Below are 22,056 nucleotides of genomic sequence, written 5' to 3'. Positions count from 1 at the left end.
AACAAGCGTATTTTGAAGGTGATCTGACACGCCCCTAAATAAAGAAAGAGCATAAGGTAAAACTGCTATCAAAATTGATAGAAACCGCAGTGCGGTTTGCTTTATAGTGCTAGCAGTTAGATGCCACAGAGTTGAATATTTGGTAATAATCCAACATGAGCAAAAAGAGTGATGTTGAATTTTAGGAGAAAATCCAACATTTATCAATCGCACCTAATCCCTTGTGCGAGTTGGAATACAGAGGACAGTGTTTAATATTTCTCCAAAATGCAACATTTGCCAAAAATGGCACCTGTCCACGCGAACGAGCGCGGTTTTGGTGTTGCAACGTTCACAACTAACTAGTAGCTTGACGACAACATGAAGTGCACACGACAAGTTGCACTATCGGCAAGTTTACATGTGCAGTCAATGATGAGCGTAATGTTGATAGCGTTTCTCGTAACTTTGAAGATTGTTTTGGGCCACCTTAATGGCACTTTGCGTGTCGCTGATGTCCTGTTTCTTGTCTTGTATATTCGTCTCGGTTTGCGTCATGCGTTGTTCAGTTGCTCGCTTTTGTTTGCCGACTTGCAAGTTGGCGGTGTCTTTTTGACGGGCTAAACTAGTCTTCAAAATTTGCAGATCATGATTGTATTGGACCAGCTTCTTTTCTAAGGAAGCGACTCGGTTGGTCGTGTTGCTGCGCAAAATCTTGAGGTACTTTTTAAGATAAACGCTTTCGGTTAGGGACTTCACCCTGGCTGGATGGCGAAGGTCTAGGAGAACAAAATCAATGGCACTCGTGACCCCTGACAGGTCTTTTTTCGAACCTAGTTTGACAAACAAGCGGCCATTGTTGATCGCACTTTTCTTAAGCTTGACCACGTAATAATCATCGGCAATCTGTTTCAATTGGGTATGGAAGTCACTGCCGCTATGTGTCCTTTTAGTCACGACGACAGTCGTTAAAGGTGCCAGTGGGTCGATGGTGTTCTTGGTAACATAGAAGTACATGGCGGCGTTTTGCTTGTCCGTATCGACCCCAGCAAATTGAAATTGGTTGTTGCCTTGATCGAAGGTCTGACCAAGGCTGATTTGTTTGTTGTCGGTTTGACGAGGCCATAAAACGATCGCAAAAATGAGCAAAGAAAAAGCTGCTAGGAGAATGCCAAGCAGTTTGACGTAGCGAAGACTGTACTTGTTTTTGTCTTGAAAGTGAATACCTTGATTCATCATTTTAATGTTCACCTGCCTTACCACCAGCCAGCACTTTGTCGATTTGCTGCTCGCGATGACCGGTGTACTGCGTCACCACTTTGCCCTTTTTATAATGAACTAGGGTCGGTACTTTCGTGATGCCTAACGCTGCTGCCGCTTCTCTGTTTTGCTCATTAGCAACGCTGGCAAACTTGAGTTGTCCGGTCACTGACCGCCAGAAGTAAGTGCGATAAACTTGTTGGCACACTGGACACGTAGGACTGTAGTAGAGAATATATTGATCCTTCTTTTGTGCATTGATAGTGATCGGTGTTGCCACATTGATCATTGCCTTTGGTGCGTATACATAGAGCGCTGATAGAGAAGCCGTAGCGATGACAATACCTATCACCGTATTGATGAGGAAATGTCTAAACGGATGCTTCACGGTGTCACCCCCGATAGTGCGCGGTTAGAATCAAAGGCAGCTAATTTGTAGTCATTGCCAACCTTCCTGACCGTGCCTTGAAAAACCATCGTGGTTTTCTTATTTGTGTTGGTCTTGTTGTTACCAAGTTCATAACGTGCCATTAACAAGTAGTCGTCACCCTGTGGGGTGACATAAACGCGCAGATCGTTAATCGTTGATTCTTGAAACCCATTTGCGCTAATGGGTGTATCACGATCAGGCATGAAACTTTGGATCGCCTCACCCGTTAGGTAAGGTTTCATGGCTTCATACTGACCCATTGTGGTGGCCGTTTTAGGCGAGTACATGCCTTGCAACAGACCATTCATCATTGCTGTGATCTTCTGTGTTGTGTCTGTTAGATTGTCTGATTGAGATGATGTCGTGTTTGCTTTTTTACTCGCGCTGTCAGAGTTGCTTGACGCATGATTGACTTGATTAGAAATTTTAAGCGCCTCTAATTGCGTCTCTAATGATTCATTTTTAGACGCCATGATACGGAGTTCTTGTTTCTGCTGACTGATGTTTTTGTTGGCTGTATTGGCTGACGCCCAGCCATAGGCACCGGCACCAAGTGCGAGGATCATCATGACACTGACCAGCATTGTTTTACGATTCATGTTTACCTCCTTGTTCTATGGTCTGACTGCAAAGTCTGGTTCATAGTCTTTATAGGGACGAATGTGACAGACGTCATTGGGTTCAGGTTCCTCGATCACTTGACCATCACCAGCGTAAAAAGCAATATGATGTGACGCGCCGTGGTCACCATAAAAGATCATATCGCCTGGCTGTAATTCACTCATGACAGGTTTGCCGCCGTTGAATAGCATCGTACCTTTGCTTTCCAGTGACACCGTGTATTGTGGGTAAGATTTATGCGTGACCTGCATTAAGACGTAACCAACAAAGCCGGAACAGTCCATGCCAGTCGCTGGAGATTTGCCACCCCAGACATAAGGAACGCCAAGATATTTCTTCGCTTCGGTAATGATGGCACTACCGTTACCCACACTTCCAGCGCCAGAGTTGCACGTCGTTGCCAATGTGGCACTGGCATCTGCTCCAAATTCAAGCATTGTTTTTTTGACGGATGGTACCCAGCTGGCATTCAGTCCCGTGGGATCGTTAGCCGCACCCACAGGACAGTAGACCGAACCAAGCTTCTCAACCGTTGATAACTGTCGCTCGACAACCAGGTTATGCAAGGTGGCCGCCGTTGCGTCGATGCCTGCTTCAATAGTCGGATATGAAATGATGGTGCTACCTGACATCTGGCCTGACGGATTGTTTTGATTACGCACGGCCGAACTTTTTCCCCACCCACTTTCGTGTCCCATGATGGACGCAAAAAGAGCAGGCGAAACGCCTGCCTTGTTTGCTGCTTTGATAGTGTAGTCAGCTTCATCTTTGAGCACGCCACTCGTAAAATATTTGGACCACGCTTGCTGATAGGTGTCTTTGTTGAAATTACCCGTGGCCGAAATGCTGCCGGTAATATCGCAGTCACTACCGCCACCTTTCTTATCGTTTAACCCAGCAAACATGGCTGCGATGAGGACCATGAACAAAACAAAAAACAGTACGAAACTGCTTAAGCTTCCAAAGATCAAACGCAACAACCAACGTTTGCTAAGTGTTTTCACATCAGGCACCACCTTTGAAGATGGCAAGTTCTTGCTTCGTCACCTGGAAGTGCATATGCAGTTTTTCAGATCCTAGCAGGAACATGGCTTCACCTTTATCAAACTTAGGAATCTGCAAAAATTCGCTAGGTGACAGAATATCACCTAGCAACTGACGCAAGATACGTGGATTCTTTTCTGTTCCAATGGTTGTCGCATCGTGCTTCAAGACAATCTTATATTGGCAAAGTGTGTAAATCTGTCGAAGAGCATTAATCGCACTAACTGTATCTCGGTCTTGCGCATTATCGCCGCTAGGAAACATCCGTTCCAACCGTTGAGTCGCTAAACAAATGGCACCAAAGGCTTTACGATCTTCTGACATGATTCGGACAAACAAATCGGCAACATATGCCTTGTTGGTGTTCAACAAAGTGTGACATTCATCAACGACCAATAAGAAGTGGTGAATATCCTCAAGCGATCGCTCACCGTCATCAAATGCCTTCTTTTCAATTCGTCCTTGTTTCATGCAAACGTTGTAGCTTGAAATCAACGCATTGTAGATCTGCAAGTCCTGTACTTCTTCTGGGTAAGAATCCGCAAGCGCTGAAAGGTCATAGGAAACCACCAACTCCCTGTCATAATCAGGCAAGGTAGAATGCACATCAAACAATTCGCCATAAGTCTTCCGCAAATTGTTAAGGGTGACATAGATATGATCTAGCAGTTTCTTTTCCATATCGTCTGTGCGGTTTTGGCGTTTTTGATCAACAAAGTCAATGAGTTGACTGAGCGTGGGATAATCATTGGCATCTCGCTCCGTAATAAAAGGCTTCTGAGTTAAGCCAATGCTGTCCCCCAGAAGTCCTAGTTGACGATACAAGCCGTCGCACTGGGTTGCAAAATATTGAGCCTCTTGCCCGCTGGCATCGTGGTTAAACAAACGGTACTTAACACTCAGGTCCTTGAGATGAGCCTTGTAACTACCAACTGGGTCAACTTCGTTGCTATCACCCACGGTCACACTTGGATAAACCTGCAACAGATTAATTGTACCGTCACGACCATCTAAACTAACGACCTTCCCGCCTAGGGCGTGCACCGTGTCTCTAAATTCACCAGATCGATCAAAAATACGCACCAGGTCACTCCGAATCGCGCGCTCCCAGATAATCTTTTTGAGCTGCGTTGATTTACCTGATCCTAGGTCACCACTCAAAAACAGATTGTAGTAAGTTCGCTGTTTGTCGACTAAAAACTGATCCCAATAGACGGTTCCGCCAGTCTGCGTGTAGCCAAAATAAGACCCGAACGGGTCATTTAAAGAGGTTTGATTATGTGCAAAACTCAAGCCTAACACTTCTCCGCTCAACGGAATTCCTTCGCGTGCATTCTTCAAGTACCGCTGTTCACCAGCAGGTAGAAACATCGCCTGATACTCTTCCATGCCTTCACCGAGAAAAACGGAAGCTTTGAAGCTCATTTTGCGAATCTGCTTCACGACTTCATTTACTTTACGTTCCAATTGATCACGAGTTGCCGCATAACAATACACTCGAATGTAAGTCTGCCTGATGACCTCACCGTCTTTACGTAGTGCTAAGCTCAATGATCGCAGCGGATCAATTTCATTTTGAATCTCATCAGAATCGGCAATATTCTTCGCATGATCTAATTGCACGGTCAGTTCCGTAATAGCCTCCGCAATGTTGTCAACGAAGTCCGCCTTGGTATTGTTGACCGTATCCACCGTTGTTGTCACTCCTGGGATTTCGGTAATACCTGTGAGCCAAAAGTCACTGAACTCTTCTGGAATATCAAAAATATGGATCGTCGTCATATAGTGATCACCCATATTCAGATAAAGTTCGTTGCGCGTATCAATACCGCCTGCAGGTTGTGTTTTAAAAACAAAGTGCTGATCTAAATCAAGCTTCTTCAGTTTCACTAACACTCACCTCCGGATTATTCATCATCTGTAACATCTTCTCCTTTTCAGCAAGTCCAGCACGCTCAAAGGTATAAAGCGTCGATGCATGCCTAGCTAATTCCAGATTTCTTTCTAGTTCTGGCACACTGTCGCCAAAGAACCAGATCCAACTGCTTAGCTTGCGATAGGTTTTTTCTAGCTGCTTAAGAACAGCTAGATCGTGTTGCAACAGCTCAAGATAAATGGGATTACGAGTCTGCTCAATTTTCCGCCGGAAATAAGTCTGTTGCCGTTGGTTGGTCTCTGGAAAATTCATGTATAGTTCCTTGATCGAACCAGGGTATTGTTGATGTAACCCCCAAAGCTCACTCTCAATTTGATCAGCGTCTTGAACGGACAGTTCAAACAAGTCAAAGCTTTTGGGCTTGAATACGTCCGCATAAAACATGAGACCATTGTGAGCCAGCTTAATGTAGCCAGAATTAGTGATACCAACAACTGGATAAATACGACCAACACCATCCTTGCGTTCCTTTTTCTTGGCTGCCTCTTTTTGGCGTTTACGTGCTTCAACAGCGTCAAACCTTGTTGCCACGATGGGCAAGAATGTCAATGGCCCGGACAAAAATTGTACGGTTCTGCCGAATGCGTATGGTTGTCACTTAAATTCACGCATTATCAGATCTTTTATCAGCGTTTAATCTTGTTTAACGTGCCATAGGTACGACAAACAAGCCCTGACATCTGGTGCTTTCCCCAGGGCTGTGCGCCTATTGAACGGTTACTTATGCAGCTGCTGACTTTCTTTTGCAAGCACCGCGACCGTTGGTCTCGCGATCATGATTGTAGAAGGTGTTGTAACGAGCAATGGATTCAGTGACGTCTAAAATTGATTCATAGTTGATCTGCTCCAACCGGACCCATTCTCGTTTCAATAGCGAATGGTAGGCCTCAATCCGCCCGTTATCAGCCGGTTTGCCTTTGCGAGAATATGAGTGACGCAGGTGCGCATCTGTCAAGGTTGTCTCAAACAAACGACTGGTATATTGACTACCCATATCGCTATGAACCATCTTAAAAGTATAACCTTGGTGAATTAACGCTTGAATCGGTGCGACCGCGAGGTCTTGTGTCATCTGTTGACCCACTTGCCAAGCTAAGACTTTTCTCGCTTTTGGATCATACGCTGTTGCAAGGTAAACCCAGTTTTGGTTGATCAGTTGAATATAGGTGATATCGGTGGTCACGACCTCAGACAAGTCAGCTAGGTGTCGCATTAAATTAGGTTTTTGTGGCATGTCAGTGGTTGTGGTAGGCTTTTTAGAGCGTTTACGATACATTGTCGATTGAATCCCCAATTCACGCATGACTTTCCAAATCGTGCGGTCACTTAAGCGGCATTTAAGTAATTTACGAATACGTTTAGCAATCCGCACGTATCCGTAAAACTTTCGACGTTGCCAAAGAACCTGAACCAGCTCTTTAAGCTTAATTCGGCGGCGATTTCGTGACTTAGGATGCCACCTTAACCAGTCATAGTAGGTACTCGAAGGGATCCGTAACGCTCGGAGAATAACTGTGATGCGGTGCCCCCGGCTCAATTGATCTTGAATCATAAAAAGAGCGGCCTTTCGGCCGCTATGAATCAACGCTTTGCCAGCAACACCGCCGCTCGTTTTAAAATATCGAGTTCTTCCCTCAAACGGCGATTTTCTTTTTGAAGTTGCTTGAACTGTTCGTTGGTCACAGCAGTACCTTGATGATCAATGGCAATGACAGTGGCCGCCTGAACCCATTTGCGAATAGTGTCTAAGGAAGGACCGTATTCTTCATGTAGTTCTTTGAATGAGTGTCCTTTTTCATGAAGATCAATCAAGGTTTGCTTAAATTCGGGGGTGTAGCGAATAGCTGTATTGGTCATAAAATATTCCTCATCTGTCAATTATCGCACAAACTATTTTTGTCCGTAATTACAGCATAGGAGCCATGCTCACCTCGCTTGAATAGTAGTTGTCTAATTGGATCGTCAATTGCATGGTAAATGACCCGCTTGCGCAGTAACAACTGTTTCATAACCTGCAAGTTGTTCTTTTGTGGTACACCGGATTGGATTCGTAACGCTGCAGTTAGCACAAACATTAAAATCAACCCAAACAACGCGACAGCCATGGGTGTTGTCACTATTAACACAACAAAAGTGACCCCGGAAACAGCACCTGCAATGAAGACATCGCGTATGGTCAGGAGTTTGTTGTATTGTCCTTTGACAATGAGACGGCGCGAATAAATCACCTTATGAGCCATTTAAGTCACCTCCTAAAGGTTGGCTGTTCATTATGATTTTGATATGAGTTCTTTGCACTTTGGATTACTTTGCGTGTATTGCTTGGAATGGCAGCACCGCGATTATAGGAACGCTGTGCCAACCGAACGGTTTGTGAATGCTTGGCAAGTGCCGGAACGGCTCTGCCGCCCCACATTTGACCTAGCGTCCGTGTCTCAGCCGGAATCTGCTGTGGCGCTGAGCCAGTATCAACGGCTTGCGTTCCAAATTCTACTTGCGTACCACTATCTGGACTAGTATTCCCTATTGATGCTCGGTTTCCCGCCTGACTACCAACGTTGCTGGTCGCTGATTGGTCCCGGGTGTTAGTCCCAGTCGCAAAGTTTGATCCTTTAGGAGCCGGTTGCCCCATCGTACGTTGTGCTGTTTTAGGTTTTGAAAGCTCGCCTTGATCTCCTTGCATTGGTTCACTACCACTCAGTGAAGCCATGTCTGGCCCAGCTGCTGCTGGTGCCTCACTGGCTGGTTCTGTGCCACTCAACGAAGCCATATCTGGACCGGCAGCTGCCGGCATCTCACTTGCCGGTTCAGTGCTACTGAGCGAAGCCATATCTGGCCCCGTGGTTGCTGGTGCCTCACTGGCTGCCTCTGTACCGCTCAACGAAGCCATATCTGGACCGGCAACGCTCGATGAGGTTGGATTAGCGTCTGTGCCACTTTGTTTGCCAAGCGCTGGATCTGTTGTCGCTGGTGTTTCCAGATCAGGTGTCGCTGCGTCTTGTTTGGCTGCTTCTGCACCAATGCCATCAATGGATGGTTTACTACCGCTAGAACGATTACTCTTATTGCTCCTAAACGCATTTGCAAAACCAGCACCATATCCCGCCGCACGAGCAGTGCCATGCACCGTTGCGTGTGCCGCATTGCTGAAACCCCGTGCCATACCACGACCTAGGCCACCAGCGGCACGAAGACCCATCGCACCACCAACAAGGGTTGCCCCAATACCACGTGCACCGCCATCCATGCCAAACAAACTTGTCACAATGTTTGGACCATTAATCAAAAACATGGCTCCAGCAATAATTCCGAAACACTGTGCTACTGGGCTTTGTTGATTTGATGGATTCGCAAGGGCACTTGTCCAGAAGGTGAATAGTTGTAACATGACCGAGGTTAAAAACAACACAATGAAGGTATCGCGCAGCTTTTGTATCAAGGCTAAATTACGTTTGCCTGAATCAATATCAGACAATGCCATTCCTTGCGCCAGCATGGTAATAAAACCGATTTCCATAATGGATACGAAAACCTTGATAATGACCAAGATGATCGCAATGGTAAACGCAAATAACTCGAAAAACGTCAGATACGGATGAAAAGAGTAACGGTAGTAAGCAATATCGTGGAAGAATGCCTTCATATCGCGTAATTGATACTTACCGTCACCGCCCATTGTCAGCTGATGCGACATGATTTCATTCCCAGTCGCATTTAGTTTGGAACCAGCATGATTCAATAGCGTATTCCCAGTATCCAGTGTTTCATTAATATCTAGGTTATTGACGTCGTCAATTGTTTTGATGCTCGTGCTTGGATTGGGCGATAGGGATTTCCAACCATCATTGTTGACCCGCATTAAATCAGTCATATTGTTGGAGACGATTGAGACCGCCGGACGTGCTTTTTGTAGTGATGTTCCGACGCCAGCAACGACCAATCCAGACAGGGTTGACGTCAAGGTACCAAGGCCAATGAAGATAAACAACGCCACCATGAGATTATTGATCTTCTGGTGAAAGTCAGTCTTGGTACGATGAATCATCATGAAACCGACCCAGGCAATACCCAACGTACAAAGAACCCAAAAGATGGGCTGATACGCGGCGACAAAGCCACTGACATCTTTTGAGTTCCAAAAGTCGATGAGTTTAAACGCTTGACTGTACATACTGGTCAAGCCATCAGCCAAATTCGCTAACATACGAATGATTTGCCAGCCAATCCAGCGTAGGCCATCGTTGATCCATGTTGCTTTGTGCAACACTGGCTGAAACTTTTCCAAATATTCAATGGTACTCAAGCATTGTCACCTTCTTTCTTCTTGAATGCATCGAGTTTTTGATAAGCAAAGTCCAGTTGCGCAGCAAAGCTTTTCATGGCTCGCCGAGCATTTAGCCAATGAGTCATAGCTTCAACAGAATCCAGCGACTGATACTCAGCGTAGTCATCTTGTGTGAGCAACTCTTGAACGCCCTTTTCAATCATTTGAAGTTGCGATTTACTAAACAAAGTCGATAGCGGCGTCGCTTGTTGATCAATCTCTGTAGTGATTTGTTTCTTAGGGTCGTTAGGCTCAGCCTCAATATTGTCTTGATCTGGTTTTGAATCCTGCGGCGATTGTTCTGAACCCACTGCTGGCGTGTGTTGATCTGAGTTTTCGTCAGCTGCTGCTGGTTCAGACGCATATTGTTCTACATGCGGCTCATCGTTTTCGGCATTGAGTGAATGACCATTCACTTTAACTGTGATTTCAGGATCATCATTTTCATTCTGCGGTTCAATCGTTGTCACGGTAATATCCAGCAACAGTTTTTTGAGATCAATGTCGTTATGTGCTGGCTTCTTATCGCCATACAACTCGGCAAAGGTTGCCTGGTGATTAAACCGTGTCAGATATTCAAATGAAAATGGTAACTCAGTGCCCTCATCCGGGTTGGCATGAATCGGCCAAGCTGTAATTGAACGATTCTCAAGATCAGACCGTTGCTTGCTGCGAATTAGCACCACTTCGCCTTTCCTGAGTCGAAGCAACTCATCAGGCATCATGAGTCTTCTAGTTTCTTGCGACTCACCAAACGACTTGTCCGTGTCCATTGGTGCCCCGTGACGCGATGGTGCAATCACCGTTGTTTGTCCAATTTGCTTGGAGAAGTATTCTGCATCATCGTAGTTATCAGCCAAAATGTCATACTTGTTGCCACAGGCACCCATGATTTCGGCAGCGCCTTCCCTGCCATAATTGGCCTCCAACTGTGCAATTGACTGCAAAATCAGGTAATAGACCAGACCACGTCCACGACCAACGTTGAGGTAATGTGGTAGTCCTTCAATACGTGGCAAGTTACCCAGTTCCTCATACAGATTAATCACCCGCCGCTTGAGCTTTGAGTCAGCTGCGAGCGTCGCCATCTTAGCCAACACATAGCCCACCTGCGATAGAAAGGTCGCAACTAGTGAGTAGTTCGAGTTGTCGTAATCTGGGTAGATGATAAAGAAAGCCACTGGTTTGTCACCAGTGGCTAAGTCGGCAATATTAAAGTCGTTTGTGGCCGTTAAGCGGCCAATATTACTAAAAGCGTAGTTCTTAATGCCTGCCATCGTACCAGTAAAGATACCGCTACGGGTAATCCCTTGCGAAAATTGAATTGTGCCATACTGCAATTTGGCTGGATCGCCAGAGGGCAACTTGGAGAAGAACTTGTCCAGTTTGGTCATGCCATTCTCATCTGGATTAGCCCCTAGTTCACTCAACATAGTGGTGACAGTATACATCGTGATTTTCTCAGGTGTGTGTTGATCAAAGCAGACCTTACATACCGCTAGAATCAAGGCGTTTAGCAGTGAAATAGACGACTGTTCCCACATCGGTTCCTTTGCATTCGGATTGTGGAAAATACTGTAAGAAAAGGTATTGCACAACATCTGCGCATTATCAAAGTCTCCAGCAGCGTACGCTTGTTTCACTAGCTCAAGTGGGTTATAGGCAATCGAGTAAGTCGGATCAACTAGGTTTAAAGCCGCAACTCGATAACCACGTGCCTCAAATTCTGCTTTGGTGCTACGAAGCATTTCGCCTTTAACATCGGTGATAATAACAGAGTCATGGACGGATGCTCGCATAATAAAATCCAACACTGGCAAGGAAAATAGTGTGGTCTTCCCACCACCTGGCCCAGCCACAGCAACTGTATTGGTGCCGCTGGTATCTACTAGGTCAACGCCATGATGCTGGTCGGCACTGCGATACTGCTGCACAACAGTCTTCAATTCATATTTGTCCATTTGATCCTTTTTAATATGGAGCTGAGGTACCCCTGACTCACCCACATATGGATAATCATTTAATGGAATGGCGATACTTGCGGCCGCCACCTCTGCTACCCGTGCAAAGCGTCCGGTGCCTTTTTGTCCAGTATTAATGGACTGAAAAGCTTTGCGCCAACGATAGGTGCGTATGAGCACATAAATGACCAGCACAACTAGGCCAACCAAGTACAACAGTGCTACCAGCAGATAGGTGAAATCAGGCCATAAAAAATTAGCCGGATGTAGCACCGTTGGGACAATTGTTTGTAAACTAGGTGCCTGGTTTATCAGTTTTAAGAACATTGACGGAATATGTGTCAACCAATTAAGAATCAGTAGACCACCTATCAACCACAGACCTGCAATCGCGATTAGAAATCGTTTATTACCAAGCGCTTCACGCCACTGCCTTTTTTCGTGGTTCATGCTGACCTCCTTTCTGCTACGACCTGTTATTCATGACGACTTGCCATCCATTCCACAAATCGCCAATATACCTTTCTAAACCTTCGATAAGCGATTTTAAGCACGTAGAGTGCTAATGCCACGATGATCGTCATGACAATTAACATCAGTGGATGCTCTTTAATCCCATATATGTCTTGTTCGAGAACATGTGCGTAGGCCGCCAAAACGAGCAGTCCAATCATGATGCCCCATCGAGGGAATATGACGCGCAAGCTTTGTACAAAAAAGACCGCACATACTAGCGCAGCTGCTGTAAGAACAAATTGATATAACTGGGATTGCGTCAATAAAGCAGCGGGCAGTGCATGATACAGTAACACCAGTGCCAACAGGCTTACAATTAGCCCAATCGCACGCTCACTGTGCTGCCGCAACGTGATTGGCTTCATTTGGTCGGCTGAAACCCCCGTCTCATAGATAATCGTTGCTGTTTTACACCACTCTCCTGCAACCGATATGCCAATCACCTGATAACCGGCCGAGATCAGGTATCGGGTGGTTTCATTAACACGGTCATCGAGGCCATCGCTGGTAAAACTGGAAATTGTTTTTATCGCTCGCATTTTTCCTCCTAGTTGAAGCCTCCTGGTAATACATTGCTGTAGTTCGATGAATCTATGGGCGTGTCATTTGCCGCCTTTGGTGGGTTAGTTAGCTGATCATCAACCACTGGCGCGGCCTCTTTGACGATTTTGACGAAACTGGCGGCCATAATGAAGTATCTGGTCGTTGATTGCCCTGGTGCCTCACTGAACACACTGGCGTCAAAGCGGCCAGTGATCAAAACACGATCACCCAGATTAACGTTCTTAACGAAATCTGCGGCGGTTTCATTGTAAAGTTTAACGGGAACATTGATCTTCTTAGTGTGGTCTTGATGATCCCGAACACATTCCAAATAGGTAGAAGCGGTTAGAAAATCCTGATTTTGGCGGTGTTTCACATCGGTTATGACGGTTCCTGATAATTGAACACTATTGATGTCTTCCATGATGTCCTCCTATTCCACTGTGACCACAATGGTCTGTTCAGCCTGTTGTCCGTTCTGATCAGTTGCTGTGTAAGTCAGCGTATAACGACCTGCCTTTTGCGTATTAACCTCACCCTCATAGGAAATTGTTACTGGGCCGTTAGTTGACGTTGCACTCACACCGGTCATGGGATCAAAATGATCCCCCTGTTTAATGGTCTGATCTTGTAACCCTTTGAAAACTGGCTTTTCAGCAATCACATTAATGACACGATCCTGGGTCGTCACATGGCCCCACTTATCAACATACGAGTACGTAACCGACCTTTGTCCTGGTGTTTTGGTATCGCATGTTGTCACCGTGAAATCACTAGGAGTCGCACTATATGGATCACTAACGGAGACCCCTTTGCGCAAATCTGGCGTTGATCCTTGTTGAACCGTCAGTGCATCAAGTCCTGAAAAACTGGCGTCTTTAGCATAAACCGTGATGTTAATGGTCTTGGTTGTTTGTCCACCATCATGATCTGACACGCTATAGGTCAGTTGAGACGTTCCTAACTTAGTTGTGTCAACGTTGCCTGTAACCTTAATATCCTTTGTTAAATCACCATCTTGCACATCACTTGCCGTGACATTTGCCAAGGGATCAAATGAAGTTCCCACTTCGATTGTTTGATCGTCTGCACTGATAACTGGCAAATCATTGGCTACCGTGATCACGCGCTTCGCACTGGTCGTTTGACCGGCACTGTCGGTTACCGAATAGGTCAGGGTGTACGTCCCCTCTTTGCTTAGATCAACATTGCCCGTCACCTTAATGGCCTTAGTAAGATCGCCATCCTCTTTATCCGAAGCCGTCACGCCATTTAGCACATCAAAAGTACCATTATGTGACAGCGAAACCGTTTGATCCTCCGGAACATTTAAAACAGGGGCAGTATTTTGCTCCGGTTGAACAGGATTAACGGGATTAACCGGGTCAACTGGGTTACCAGGATTATCTGGGTTGTCCGGGTTGACTGGTGCAATTGGATTGACAGGTTTGTCTGGGTCAACCGGCTCTATGGGATTAACTGGTGTCGGCGTTTTGCCATCATCGTTAGTTTTACCTTGATCAGTTTGTGACGTGTCTGTTGTGTCATTGGTCAGTGGCTTTACGCTAGCCGTATCATCGCTATTGTCATTTAAAGCCTTTGGTGGTTCAACTGCCGCCGTTGCTGCCGCCAGTGATGCTTTTGCTGCTGGCGTATCTAAGGCTTTCGCAATAGTCACAATTGGATCACTATCCAAGATATTGTTGGTTGCCGATTTGAAAGCATGATCTTCATTTGAAGTTGAGGTACTACTCTCTCCTAGGGCCTGGTCAATAATATCGTTGACTGTATTCTTGCCCTTCTCCTTCTTAGCTTGGCTACCTTTGGATGCTTTAGGCTTCTGCATCTTTTTCTGGTAAGACGAGGTGTGAGTGGCCTGTTGATCACTATGTGCTTGTGTGGCAGCCCAAAGGCCACCAGCTCCTAGTAGCGCAACGGCTGTTGTTGTGATGATGATATGACGTTTCTTATTATTCGTTTGTTGATTCTTCATAGGGACTCTTCCCTCCTAATGATTTTCTGAGTGCTAACCAGTTGTGCTGATCTTTGAGTGCTTGTTTCCGATCTGTTTCAGAGAGTTTTGAATTATTTGCGTCCGCTTTAGCCTTCTCATAGGCAGCCTGATAGGTCTTACCAACTTCAAGCACTTTGTCGGCATCTTTATTGTTCATGGATTTCGCAAGTGTCGCCGCTTGATCCAACTTCCCCTCATGAATCAACGCGAGAAAGATCAGCTGTTGCAGTTGTGGACTCTTTATTTCTGAATTGATGGTTAAAGCATTCTCTGGTTGATTCTGGTAAATATAACTGATAGCTAGTTTTACCTTTCTAACTGCCGTTAGATCCGCATCTTGGCTTACCGAGATAACTGTCGAGAATTTCTTCTGCATATAGGCCAAATCGAAACGGCCATTATTTGATGGGTACTTTTGGACAAACGCAGCTAGTGCCTTTTCATCATTATCCTTGACTAACCTGGCTTCAATATCGCGATGCTTACTGGGATAAAGCTTTGCAGCTTGAACGTAAGAAGCATTCTGAATAAGCGTTTGATAACTCGGCACAGGCTTTGGCCTCATCAAAAAGAGCATAAAAATAGCAACGACTAGAATCGTTGCTGCTGCTAGCACAAAGCGCTTTATAATTTGTGCAGATAACCTTATTTTTGGCCGCTTCAATTGTGGAAATTGCCACATTGGTTTCTTTCTTGCCTGCCGCCGTAACGGGACTGGCTTTGATTTTTGCGGTTTTTGCTTTGCAGCAGCTGGCGCTGAGCTTTCCGCTTTACGTACTGCTTCTTCCTCTTTGGAGACAATTGGTTTGAGATGATGAGCCTTTTCTTGACGAGCAACTACTGGCAAGGTTTCTTGGACTGCTTTTGGCTGTTCCTCAATCGTTAGTTCCTGTCTAACTCGGTCGGAAAATGCTTTAAATGCTTCAGGCGATTGATCACTCAAGACGGTTTGGTAGGCATGATCTAGAATCAAGAGAAGGTTATGCAGCCAGCCTTGTCCTGTGCCAATTGGAAGATTATCTTCATACTCAATGCCGTCCTGACCAATAATTTTGAAGTTCACATCTTCCTTGAAGTGATGTTGAATCGCATAATCGTCAGCCGCACTAATCATCTTTTCGGCTTCGGATAAAGACAGTTGTCTCTTTTTCTTTAGAAATTGACGCAACTTTCTTGAACATTCAAATTTAGCGTACACGGCCTTCTCCTTTCTTTTAGAGTGAGGCTTATTCAGACCGAATTAACCTGCCAAGCCTTGTAACCAAGCAACTGCGGCAGAAGCGAAAATAACTACAATCAGCCCAATAGCAACATTGGTCATACCATCACGCGCCTCGCGGATTTTCTGTTGATCCTTGGTCATGTGAGCAATACCCATTAAGCCAAACTTGACTGCCGCATAGCCGCCGGCAACGGCAATAATAAAACCTAAAATAGCGCTCAATAAAGCGATGACTTTTCCTTGCATATTAATGTCCTTCTTTCATATTGAGATTCTTGAGTGCCTGTAGAATCAGTTTTCGATGGCTCTCAATCTCATCAGTCATTCTTTGGTAAAGCCAGTCTTCATATGCGAGATTTTGTTGTTTCAAAATCTCCGTTAGCATTTGTTTCTGATTGTTCATTTGTGCCTTACTAATTGCCATAACGACACCTCCTTATTTTTAATGCGACTCAACAAATCGCTGAAAACCGTTTTGCGGGCGAACATAAGCCACGATCACGCGATCTTTACTTGGTAACACCCGCACAATCTCACCAATACAAGTTGTATCAGGCAGAATAGGCCACCCCGTTTCGATACTTAATACGGCATGCCGTAGTTTCAGCATCAAGGCTTTCTCCTTTGGATGTGGAAATCTAATTTCAAGAAGGCCGTTTTTCCGTTTAGCTTCCTTGATGTCTTTTGTTTGAAGAACCAAATTGAACATACGATCACCTCCTATATCAAGTTTTTAGGAACGGACTTAATGCGCTCTCCGCTAATCACTAAACTGCCGTCTCTTTTTAATTCCGCTGACCCCACCTTTAGAACCAAAACGTTTTTCAGCTGGTTAAGCGGCTTTATATTGCCAATCACCACTGTCATACCTGGCTTAATTGGATAATCCGTGTGGTCCTTAACCCATGAAGCTTGGATTCGATAAGAAGGAGCATCACGATCTTTCGAAATTAACTTCAAATTGCGATCATGTAACCAAATACCTACAGATTCAGCCATGTTCAGTCTCCTTTCTTTAGCGCAAAAAACACCTGCAATTAGCTGGCATTTGGCGTTCATTATTTTGGCGTTAGCCAAGGCCGCTTCGTGGAATCGAACCACGTTTCCCAGTAGCGGCATTTGTTGTCCAGCGACACACCATTAAATTGCGCAACAGAGCACAACTTTGGTAAAATGGAGGTACGTTAATACCTAAGAAAAGCGCGCCCTAGGGCGCGCTTTTTGCTTGTTGACGATGTTTTTCAAGAGCTTCCTGTCGTTCCTCTTCACGAGAACACAATCCGCTAATCCGAATAGCTGCAAGCTCACACAAAAAGATAAAGCCTAGTAATACCCAGAAACTGCATTTGAAAATCAGCCACAACATCTTAATCTCCCCTCACTTTTCAGTTTTTGAATTGTAGGACGGTAAAAAGCCTGAATCATAAAGTCTTTTCTCAGTAGCAATCAACCGGCGCACCAATGTTGAGGGGCGTTCCTTAGTAACCTGACAAAGGGCAAGAATGTCAATGGTCCGGACAAAAATTGTCCGGTTCTGCCGAATGCGTATGGTTGTCACTTAAATTCACGCATTATCAGATCTTTTATCAGCGTTTAATCTTGTTTAACGTGCAAGAGAGACTACAAACAAGCCCTGGCATCTGGTCTTTCCCCAGGGCTGTGCGCCTATTGAAAGGTTACTTATGCAGCTGCTGACTTTCTTTTGCAAGCACCGCGACCGTTGGTCTCGCGATCATGATTGTAGAAGGTGTTGTAACGAGCAATGGATTCAGTGACGTCTAGAATTGATTCATAGTTGATCTGATCCAGCCGGACCCATTCTCGTTTCAATAGCGAATGGTAGGCTTCGATCCGCCCGTTATCAGCCGGTTTGCCTTTGCGCGAATATGAGTGACGCAGGTGCGCATCTGTCAATGTTGTCTCAAATAAACGACTGGTATATTGACTACCCATATCGCTATGCACCATCTTAAAAGTATAACCTTGGTGAATTAACGCTTGAATCGGTGCGACCGCGAGGTCTTGTGTCATCTGTTGACCCACTTGCCAAGCTAAGACTTTTCTCGCTTTTGGATCATACGCTGTTGCAAGGTAAACCCATTTTTGGTTGATCAGTTGAATATAGGTGATATCGGTGGTCACGACCTCAGACAAGTCAGCTAGGTGTCGCATTAAATTAGGTTTTTGTGGCATGTCAGTTGTTGTGGTAGGCTTTTTAGAGCGTTTACGATACATTGTCGATTGAATCCCCAATTCACGCATGACTTTCCAAATCGTGCGGTCACTTAAGCGGCATTTAAGTAATTTACGAATGCGTTTAGCAATCCGCACGTATCCGTAAAATTTTCGACGTTGCCAAAGAACCTGAACCAGCTCTTTAAGCTTAATTCGGCGGCGATTTCGTGACTTAGGATGCCACTTTAACCAGTCATAGTAGGTACTCGAAGGGATCCGTAACGCTCGGAGAATAACTGTGATGCGGTGCCCCCGGCTCAATTGATCTTGAATCATAAAAAGAGCGGCCTTTCGGCCGCTATGAATCAACGGCGCTGGTCCGCGTCAAGTAGACAGGTGAAATAATTAAAGTGCCTATGCAGTTTTCTTTACGGCATGATTCCGGTATGTCATCGGGGTCATGCCGTTTAGTGTTTCTTGGCGGCGTTCGTTGTTATACCAGTTGATTGCCGCCTCAATACGCTTCATCATTTCTAGTTCCGATAAGCAGTGCTCAAAGGAAAATCTCTCGATCTTGAGGTGACTCCACAAGCTCTCCATCGGGCTGTTATCACCTGGTGTCCCGGGTCGTGACATGCTGTGCGTGATACCTTCGCCCGCCAGGAACGTGTTATAGGTGCTACTTGTGTAAGCCGTGCCCTGATCACTGTGTACGGTATCAGGCTTGATACCATCGTTATTCTCGATGGCCAGTTTCATTGTTTTAGTAGCCAAATCAGCCGTCTCTGTCGGTGCTACGCACCAAGCAATCACGCTGTGGTCATGAAGATCCTTTACGGCGCTTAGCCATAGCCTCTGTTTGTTGTCCTTGCCGTAGGTGATCTCTGAGCAGTCGGTCACCCAGACTACGTTAGGAGCGACTGGGTGGAAGGCGTGCCCCATGTTGACGGTGTAGAGCTTATTGACGAGGAGAAACGCCTTCTTCTCCACTTGACGGTCACGCTTTGCCACACGAATGGAGGCGCGGATACCTGCCAACAGCATGATTCGGCGAACTCGGCCGTGACTCACGTGGTATTGCGTCTCCGCGTTGATGTACGTCATGAGCCGTTTAACGCCGAAGACGTAGTGATTCTTCTCTTCGAGCTCAATGATGTAGTCCCGGATGGCCTGATTCTCCTGCTCATGGACGGTCACTTTACGATGTGTCCACTTGTAGTAGGCTGCTCTTGAGACGCCCATCATCCGGCAAGCCTTGCTAATACCGTAGAGCTTGCCTGCGTCTGGGTTCACTTCTTGTGCAAGTTGTTGAATGGTCTGATATTGTTCGTCTGACCGGCATTCCTTCTTTCCAATTCCTGGAGTTTTTTTAGTACTGCCGCCTCCGTTGACACATGGACCAGTCGCGCTTGTAGTCGCTTATTTTCGAGCTTCAGACGCTCGATCTCAGTCAGTTGCCCATTGTCTTTCTTGGCCTTGCCACGCCGATCTTCCAAGGCAGATTCGCCGCCTTGCTTGAACTTCTTGACCCAGGCGTATACCTGCCCGTAGGAGATCTTGAATTGCTGCATCGCTGCGCCGTAGTTGTAGTCATTGGCAATGGTCCATTGTGCAATCTCGATACGTTCAATCTGTGTGGTTTTGCGTCCGTCCTTCATTGGTCTGGCCCTCCCAGTGGTTTGTAATGGTTGACCACTAGTATACAGGGAAACCCACCGAACAATAACGCTATTGTCGGGGATACCATATTCTCGGGCTAGTACTGGGTACGATGTATGCCCCGCAAGATATTTCTGAACAATCTCTAATTTGAACTCCTCAGCATACTTCTGATGAACGCTTCTGGGTTTGAGGCCGTCTACACCGGTTGCTTCAAAGCGTTCAAGCCATTGTCGAACCTGATTATGCCTAACACCATATTCTCGCTGGACAGCCCAAGGTGCCCAGCCACCCTCACGAACCAGACCAATATAGAATAATTTCTCCTCCAGCGTGTATCTGGAACCCTTTCGGCCCATACAAAAACTCCTCCCTAGGAAGACAAGCTTTAATTATTTGCTTGTCTACCCAAGAAGGAGTATATCCAACGCTTTGCCAGCAACACCGCCGCTCGTTTTAAAATATCGAGTTCTTCCCTCAAACGGCGATTTTCTTTTTGAAGTTGCTTGAACTGTTCGTTGGTCACAGCAGTACCTTGATGATCAATGGCAATGACAGTGGCCGCCTGAACCCATTTGCGAATAGTGTCTAAGGAAGGACCGTATTCTTCATGTAGTTCTTTGAATGAGTGTCCTTTTTCATGAAGATCAATCAAGGTTTGCTTAAATTCGGGGGTGTAGCGAATAGCTGTATTGGTCATAAAATATTCCTCATCTGTCAATTATCGCACAAACTATTTTTGTCCGTAATTACAGCATAGGAGCCATTGACATTCTTGCCAATTAATAGTTGTTATGAATATATACTCATCCTTATCAACCAAGTAAATTAATTTTCCGTTCATATGTTTCCCTCCGTGTACTGCTTGATCTTATCAACCCTTAAATCGCACCATTCATCGTGTGTGCCGTCTGCTTCGTAGATTGTTACGACTGGCATTGAACGATAGCCTAGCTTGCGGAACCGCTCGTAGTCGTCCGCGTCTGCTGTGATGGTTTGCACTGGCATGACTCGTGACAGCTTGAATACTGTTCGCCGACACTTTTGGCAGTGTGGCTTTGTGTAGATGATTGCTTGCATGTGTTTCTCTTCTCTCGATAGTTTCTCAATGATTGCTTGCTCTGTGTGGCTTACATATCCGTACCCGACTCGCTTCATCGCATTAGTTGAGTTCATAAGTACACCTCAATCGCGTGTCGTCATAAACGAACGCATACAGCAGATGTTTGCCCGTGGTGAAGCCATTCTTAATCTCATAGGGATCATTTGGCTTTGCTGTTCCAAGCTGGCGCCACATAATGCCACGATCATCTTTAAACCGCTCGCTATGATAGTGGCCTGAGTGAAGTTCGTATGTTTTTGCCATATTGAATATCTTTTTGTACTCAAATGGAAAAAGTCCTGTCAGTTTGTTCTTGGCTACATCTCCGTGTGCGAGCATAATGCCAACATGCCCTAGCAAGTATGCACAGCGCCAGTCGGTTGCCAAATTGCTGTCATTGAGACGTGATTGCTATATTCAATTGCCAGCGGAATAATCTGATCAAACAACTTCACAGCATCATGGAATGCCTGACGCATGTTTGCGTGATCTAGTTGCGTTCCTCTAACCGTTTGTGTTACATGAATCTGATCACTATGGAATAGATCTCCCAATTGCTCGATCACAATCTCGTTGTAGCCGTCCATGATTATCTCTCTAAGTTGACTCACCATGTCTTTTAGATCGGCGAATGTTGTCCAGCCAAAATGCAGGTCAGGCAATGGGATGACTAAGTTGCGATCGCCCGATTTCTTCATGCCGTAATTGACCGGAATGATTTTGTCGTTGAACGCTTCAGCCATTTCATTTATCGATAAGCCTTGTTTCGGCTTTACGCGAATATGAATGCTATACTGCGGAACTGTGTCGTCTTCGGTACTATGCTGCTCATACACTTTGTAGTCGCCTAAGACCATCTCGAACTTATCAGGATCGTATCCACACAACTCCATCAAAGTTCGTGGGTCTTTATTTGGCTCATGCTTGAGTCTCATTAAGGCCGTGACTGTTTGACTACCATCAGCATTAAGAGCGACTTTTCTGTCAGCGGACGGTGTCTCCCTATTTGTGCCGTCTGAATCGTATTCATTTTTCAGTGGCTTCTGGAACTCGATCCCAAGCCGTCTTGCTTTTCCCTGAAGCGCATCATAGCTAATTCCAAGTTTGTCGGCTGTCTCGCGTCTTGTAAAGCCTTCAGAGGCGAGCTTCCTAATGTCACCGATCTGTTCATCTGTCCATTGCATCTACTCGCCTCCCGAAATATAATGGCCGTGAGCAGTTTGATGACGCTGCTCTACTTTCTGATAAAGAACTTCCGTTGTTCCTGTGG

The 22,056-nt window shown here is 45.6% G+C and carries 26 protein-coding genes; all 26 read right to left on the bottom strand.

Translation table 11 applies throughout. The features are described 5' to 3' along the window. Positions 1 to 408: 408 nt before the first annotated feature. The 26 genes from AC07KQ_RS02795 to AC07KQ_RS02670 all read right to left on the bottom strand — a co-directional run bounded on the left by AC07KQ_RS02795 (position 409) and on the right by AC07KQ_RS02670 (position 21,970). Positions 409 to 1,230 (bottom strand): hypothetical protein, encoded by an 822-nt coding sequence (locus AC07KQ_RS02795; RefSeq protein WP_480156603.1) that lies wholly within the window; start codon positions 1,228 to 1,230, stop codon positions 409 to 411. Further along, positions 1,220 to 1,627 (bottom strand): thioredoxin family protein, encoded by a 408-nt coding sequence (locus AC07KQ_RS02790; protein ID WP_003597590.1) that lies wholly within the window; start codon positions 1,625 to 1,627, stop codon positions 1,220 to 1,222. The genes AC07KQ_RS02795 and AC07KQ_RS02790 overlap by 11 nt, the downstream gene beginning before the upstream one ends. Then, complete coding sequence (locus tag AC07KQ_RS02785) at positions 1,624 to 2,268, bottom strand: hypothetical protein (protein WP_480156602.1); 645 nt, start codon at positions 2,266 to 2,268, stop codon at positions 1,624 to 1,626. The genes AC07KQ_RS02790 and AC07KQ_RS02785 overlap by 4 nt, the downstream gene beginning before the upstream one ends. A gap of 15 nt (positions 2,269 to 2,283) precedes the next feature. Then, positions 2,284 to 3,294 carry a C40 family peptidase gene (locus AC07KQ_RS02780; RefSeq protein ID WP_480156601.1) on the bottom strand — a complete coding sequence of 337 codons (1,011 nt, stop codon included), beginning with the start codon at positions 3,292 to 3,294 and terminating at the stop codon, positions 2,284 to 2,286. 1 nt (position 3,295) lies between these two features. Continuing rightward, entirely contained in the window at positions 3,296 to 5,224 is a 1,929-nt protein-coding gene (locus AC07KQ_RS02775; RefSeq protein ID WP_480156600.1) for an ATP-binding protein, read from the bottom strand. Beyond that, complete coding sequence (locus AC07KQ_RS02770) at positions 5,205 to 5,801, bottom strand: hypothetical protein (protein WP_480156599.1); 597 nt, start codon at positions 5,799 to 5,801, stop codon at positions 5,205 to 5,207. Before AC07KQ_RS02770 ends, AC07KQ_RS02775 begins: the two co-directional genes overlap by 20 nt. A gap of 190 nt (positions 5,802 to 5,991) precedes the next feature. Further along, positions 5,992 to 6,855: an IS3 family transposase gene (locus AC07KQ_RS02765; RefSeq protein WP_003663214.1), complete on the bottom strand. Its 864-nt coding sequence runs from the start codon at positions 6,853 to 6,855 to the stop codon at positions 5,992 to 5,994. Further along, the gene (locus AC07KQ_RS02760) at positions 6,852 to 7,127 is read right to left on the bottom strand and encodes a transposase (protein ID WP_003566536.1); all 276 of its coding nucleotides are present in this window, start codon (positions 7,125 to 7,127) and stop codon (positions 6,852 to 6,854) included. Before AC07KQ_RS02760 ends, AC07KQ_RS02765 begins: the two co-directional genes overlap by 4 nt. 17 nt (positions 7,128 to 7,144) lie before the next feature. Then, entirely contained in the window at positions 7,145 to 7,510 is a 366-nt protein-coding gene (locus AC07KQ_RS02755; RefSeq protein ID WP_480156598.1) for a hypothetical protein, read from the bottom strand. Between the two features lie 5 nt (positions 7,511 to 7,515). After that, the gene (locus AC07KQ_RS02750; RefSeq protein ID WP_480156597.1) at positions 7,516 to 9,573 is read right to left on the bottom strand and encodes a pLS20_p028 family conjugation system transmembrane protein; all 2,058 of its coding nucleotides are present in this window, start codon (positions 9,571 to 9,573) and stop codon (positions 7,516 to 7,518) included. Continuing rightward, complete coding sequence (locus AC07KQ_RS02745) at positions 9,570 to 12,005, bottom strand: VirD4-like conjugal transfer protein, CD1115 family (RefSeq protein ID WP_480156596.1); 2,436 nt, start codon at positions 12,003 to 12,005, stop codon at positions 9,570 to 9,572. The genes AC07KQ_RS02750 and AC07KQ_RS02745 overlap by 4 nt, the downstream gene beginning before the upstream one ends. 26 nt (positions 12,006 to 12,031) lie before the next feature. Beyond that, positions 12,032 to 12,610: a hypothetical protein gene (locus tag AC07KQ_RS02740; RefSeq protein WP_480156595.1), complete on the bottom strand. Its 579-nt coding sequence runs from the start codon at positions 12,608 to 12,610 to the stop codon at positions 12,032 to 12,034. An 8-nt stretch (positions 12,611 to 12,618) separates the two neighbouring features. Beyond that, positions 12,619 to 13,038 carry a single-stranded DNA-binding protein gene (locus tag AC07KQ_RS02735; RefSeq protein ID WP_480156594.1) on the bottom strand — a complete coding sequence of 140 codons (420 nt, stop codon included), beginning with the start codon at positions 13,036 to 13,038 and terminating at the stop codon, positions 12,619 to 12,621. A gap of 9 nt (positions 13,039 to 13,047) precedes the next feature. Then, positions 13,048 to 14,607, bottom strand: coding sequence for an immunoglobulin-like domain-containing protein (locus tag AC07KQ_RS02730; protein ID WP_480156593.1), 1,560 nt, complete (start codon positions 14,605 to 14,607; stop codon positions 13,048 to 13,050). Further along, positions 14,585 to 15,826: a hypothetical protein gene (locus tag AC07KQ_RS02725; protein WP_480156592.1), complete on the bottom strand. Its 1,242-nt coding sequence runs from the start codon at positions 15,824 to 15,826 to the stop codon at positions 14,585 to 14,587. Before AC07KQ_RS02725 ends, AC07KQ_RS02730 begins: the two co-directional genes overlap by 23 nt. A gap of 42 nt (positions 15,827 to 15,868) precedes the next feature. Further along, entirely contained in the window at positions 15,869 to 16,096 is a 228-nt protein-coding gene (locus AC07KQ_RS02720; protein WP_480156591.1) for a hypothetical protein, read from the bottom strand. 1 nt (position 16,097) lies between these two features. After that, positions 16,098 to 16,274, bottom strand: coding sequence for a hypothetical protein (locus tag AC07KQ_RS02715; RefSeq protein WP_003572358.1), 177 nt, complete (start codon positions 16,272 to 16,274; stop codon positions 16,098 to 16,100). Positions 16,275 to 16,292: 18 nt separating this feature from the next. Then, on the bottom strand, positions 16,293 to 16,559 hold the full coding sequence (locus AC07KQ_RS02710; protein ID WP_003572355.1) for a hypothetical protein: 267 nt from the start codon (positions 16,557 to 16,559) through the stop codon (positions 16,293 to 16,295). An 11-nt stretch (positions 16,560 to 16,570) separates the two neighbouring features. Further along, complete coding sequence (locus tag AC07KQ_RS02705) at positions 16,571 to 16,849, bottom strand: hypothetical protein (RefSeq protein WP_289420789.1); 279 nt, start codon at positions 16,847 to 16,849, stop codon at positions 16,571 to 16,573. Between the two features lie 681 nt (positions 16,850 to 17,530). Further along, on the bottom strand, positions 17,531 to 18,361 hold the full coding sequence (locus AC07KQ_RS02700) for an IS3 family transposase (RefSeq protein ID WP_003605691.1): 831 nt from the start codon (positions 18,359 to 18,361) through the stop codon (positions 17,531 to 17,533). A gap of 78 nt (positions 18,362 to 18,439) precedes the next feature. Continuing rightward, positions 18,440 to 19,318, bottom strand: a complete 879-nt coding sequence (locus tag AC07KQ_RS02695) for an IS3 family transposase (protein ID WP_237740261.1) — start codon at positions 19,316 to 19,318, stop codon at positions 18,440 to 18,442. After that, complete coding sequence (locus tag AC07KQ_RS02690; protein WP_003582147.1) at positions 19,315 to 20,043, bottom strand: helix-turn-helix domain-containing protein; 729 nt, start codon at positions 20,041 to 20,043, stop codon at positions 19,315 to 19,317. Before AC07KQ_RS02690 ends, AC07KQ_RS02695 begins: the two co-directional genes overlap by 4 nt. Before the next feature lie 29 nt (positions 20,044 to 20,072). Continuing rightward, positions 20,073 to 20,384 carry a transposase gene (locus AC07KQ_RS02685; protein ID WP_003582149.1) on the bottom strand — a complete coding sequence of 104 codons (312 nt, stop codon included), beginning with the start codon at positions 20,382 to 20,384 and terminating at the stop codon, positions 20,073 to 20,075. A 140-nt stretch (positions 20,385 to 20,524) separates the two neighbouring features. Next, positions 20,525 to 20,860, bottom strand: a complete 336-nt coding sequence (locus AC07KQ_RS02680; protein ID WP_010493173.1) for a thioredoxin domain-containing protein — start codon at positions 20,858 to 20,860, stop codon at positions 20,525 to 20,527. Continuing rightward, positions 20,847 to 21,146 (bottom strand): hypothetical protein, encoded by a 300-nt coding sequence (locus AC07KQ_RS02675; RefSeq protein WP_012491052.1) that lies wholly within the window; start codon positions 21,144 to 21,146, stop codon positions 20,847 to 20,849. Before AC07KQ_RS02675 ends, AC07KQ_RS02680 begins: the two co-directional genes overlap by 14 nt. Next, positions 21,140 to 21,970 carry a GcrA family cell cycle regulator gene (locus AC07KQ_RS02670; protein ID WP_020751441.1) on the bottom strand — a complete coding sequence of 277 codons (831 nt, stop codon included), beginning with the start codon at positions 21,968 to 21,970 and terminating at the stop codon, positions 21,140 to 21,142. Before AC07KQ_RS02670 ends, AC07KQ_RS02675 begins: the two co-directional genes overlap by 7 nt. Positions 21,971 to 22,056 lie beyond the last annotated feature (86 nt).

It is taken from the genome of Lacticaseibacillus sp. YLM2-1 (assembly GCF_056583465.1).
Note: the sequence above shows the minus strand (reverse complement) of the source record. Positions and strands in the feature narration are given on the sequence as shown.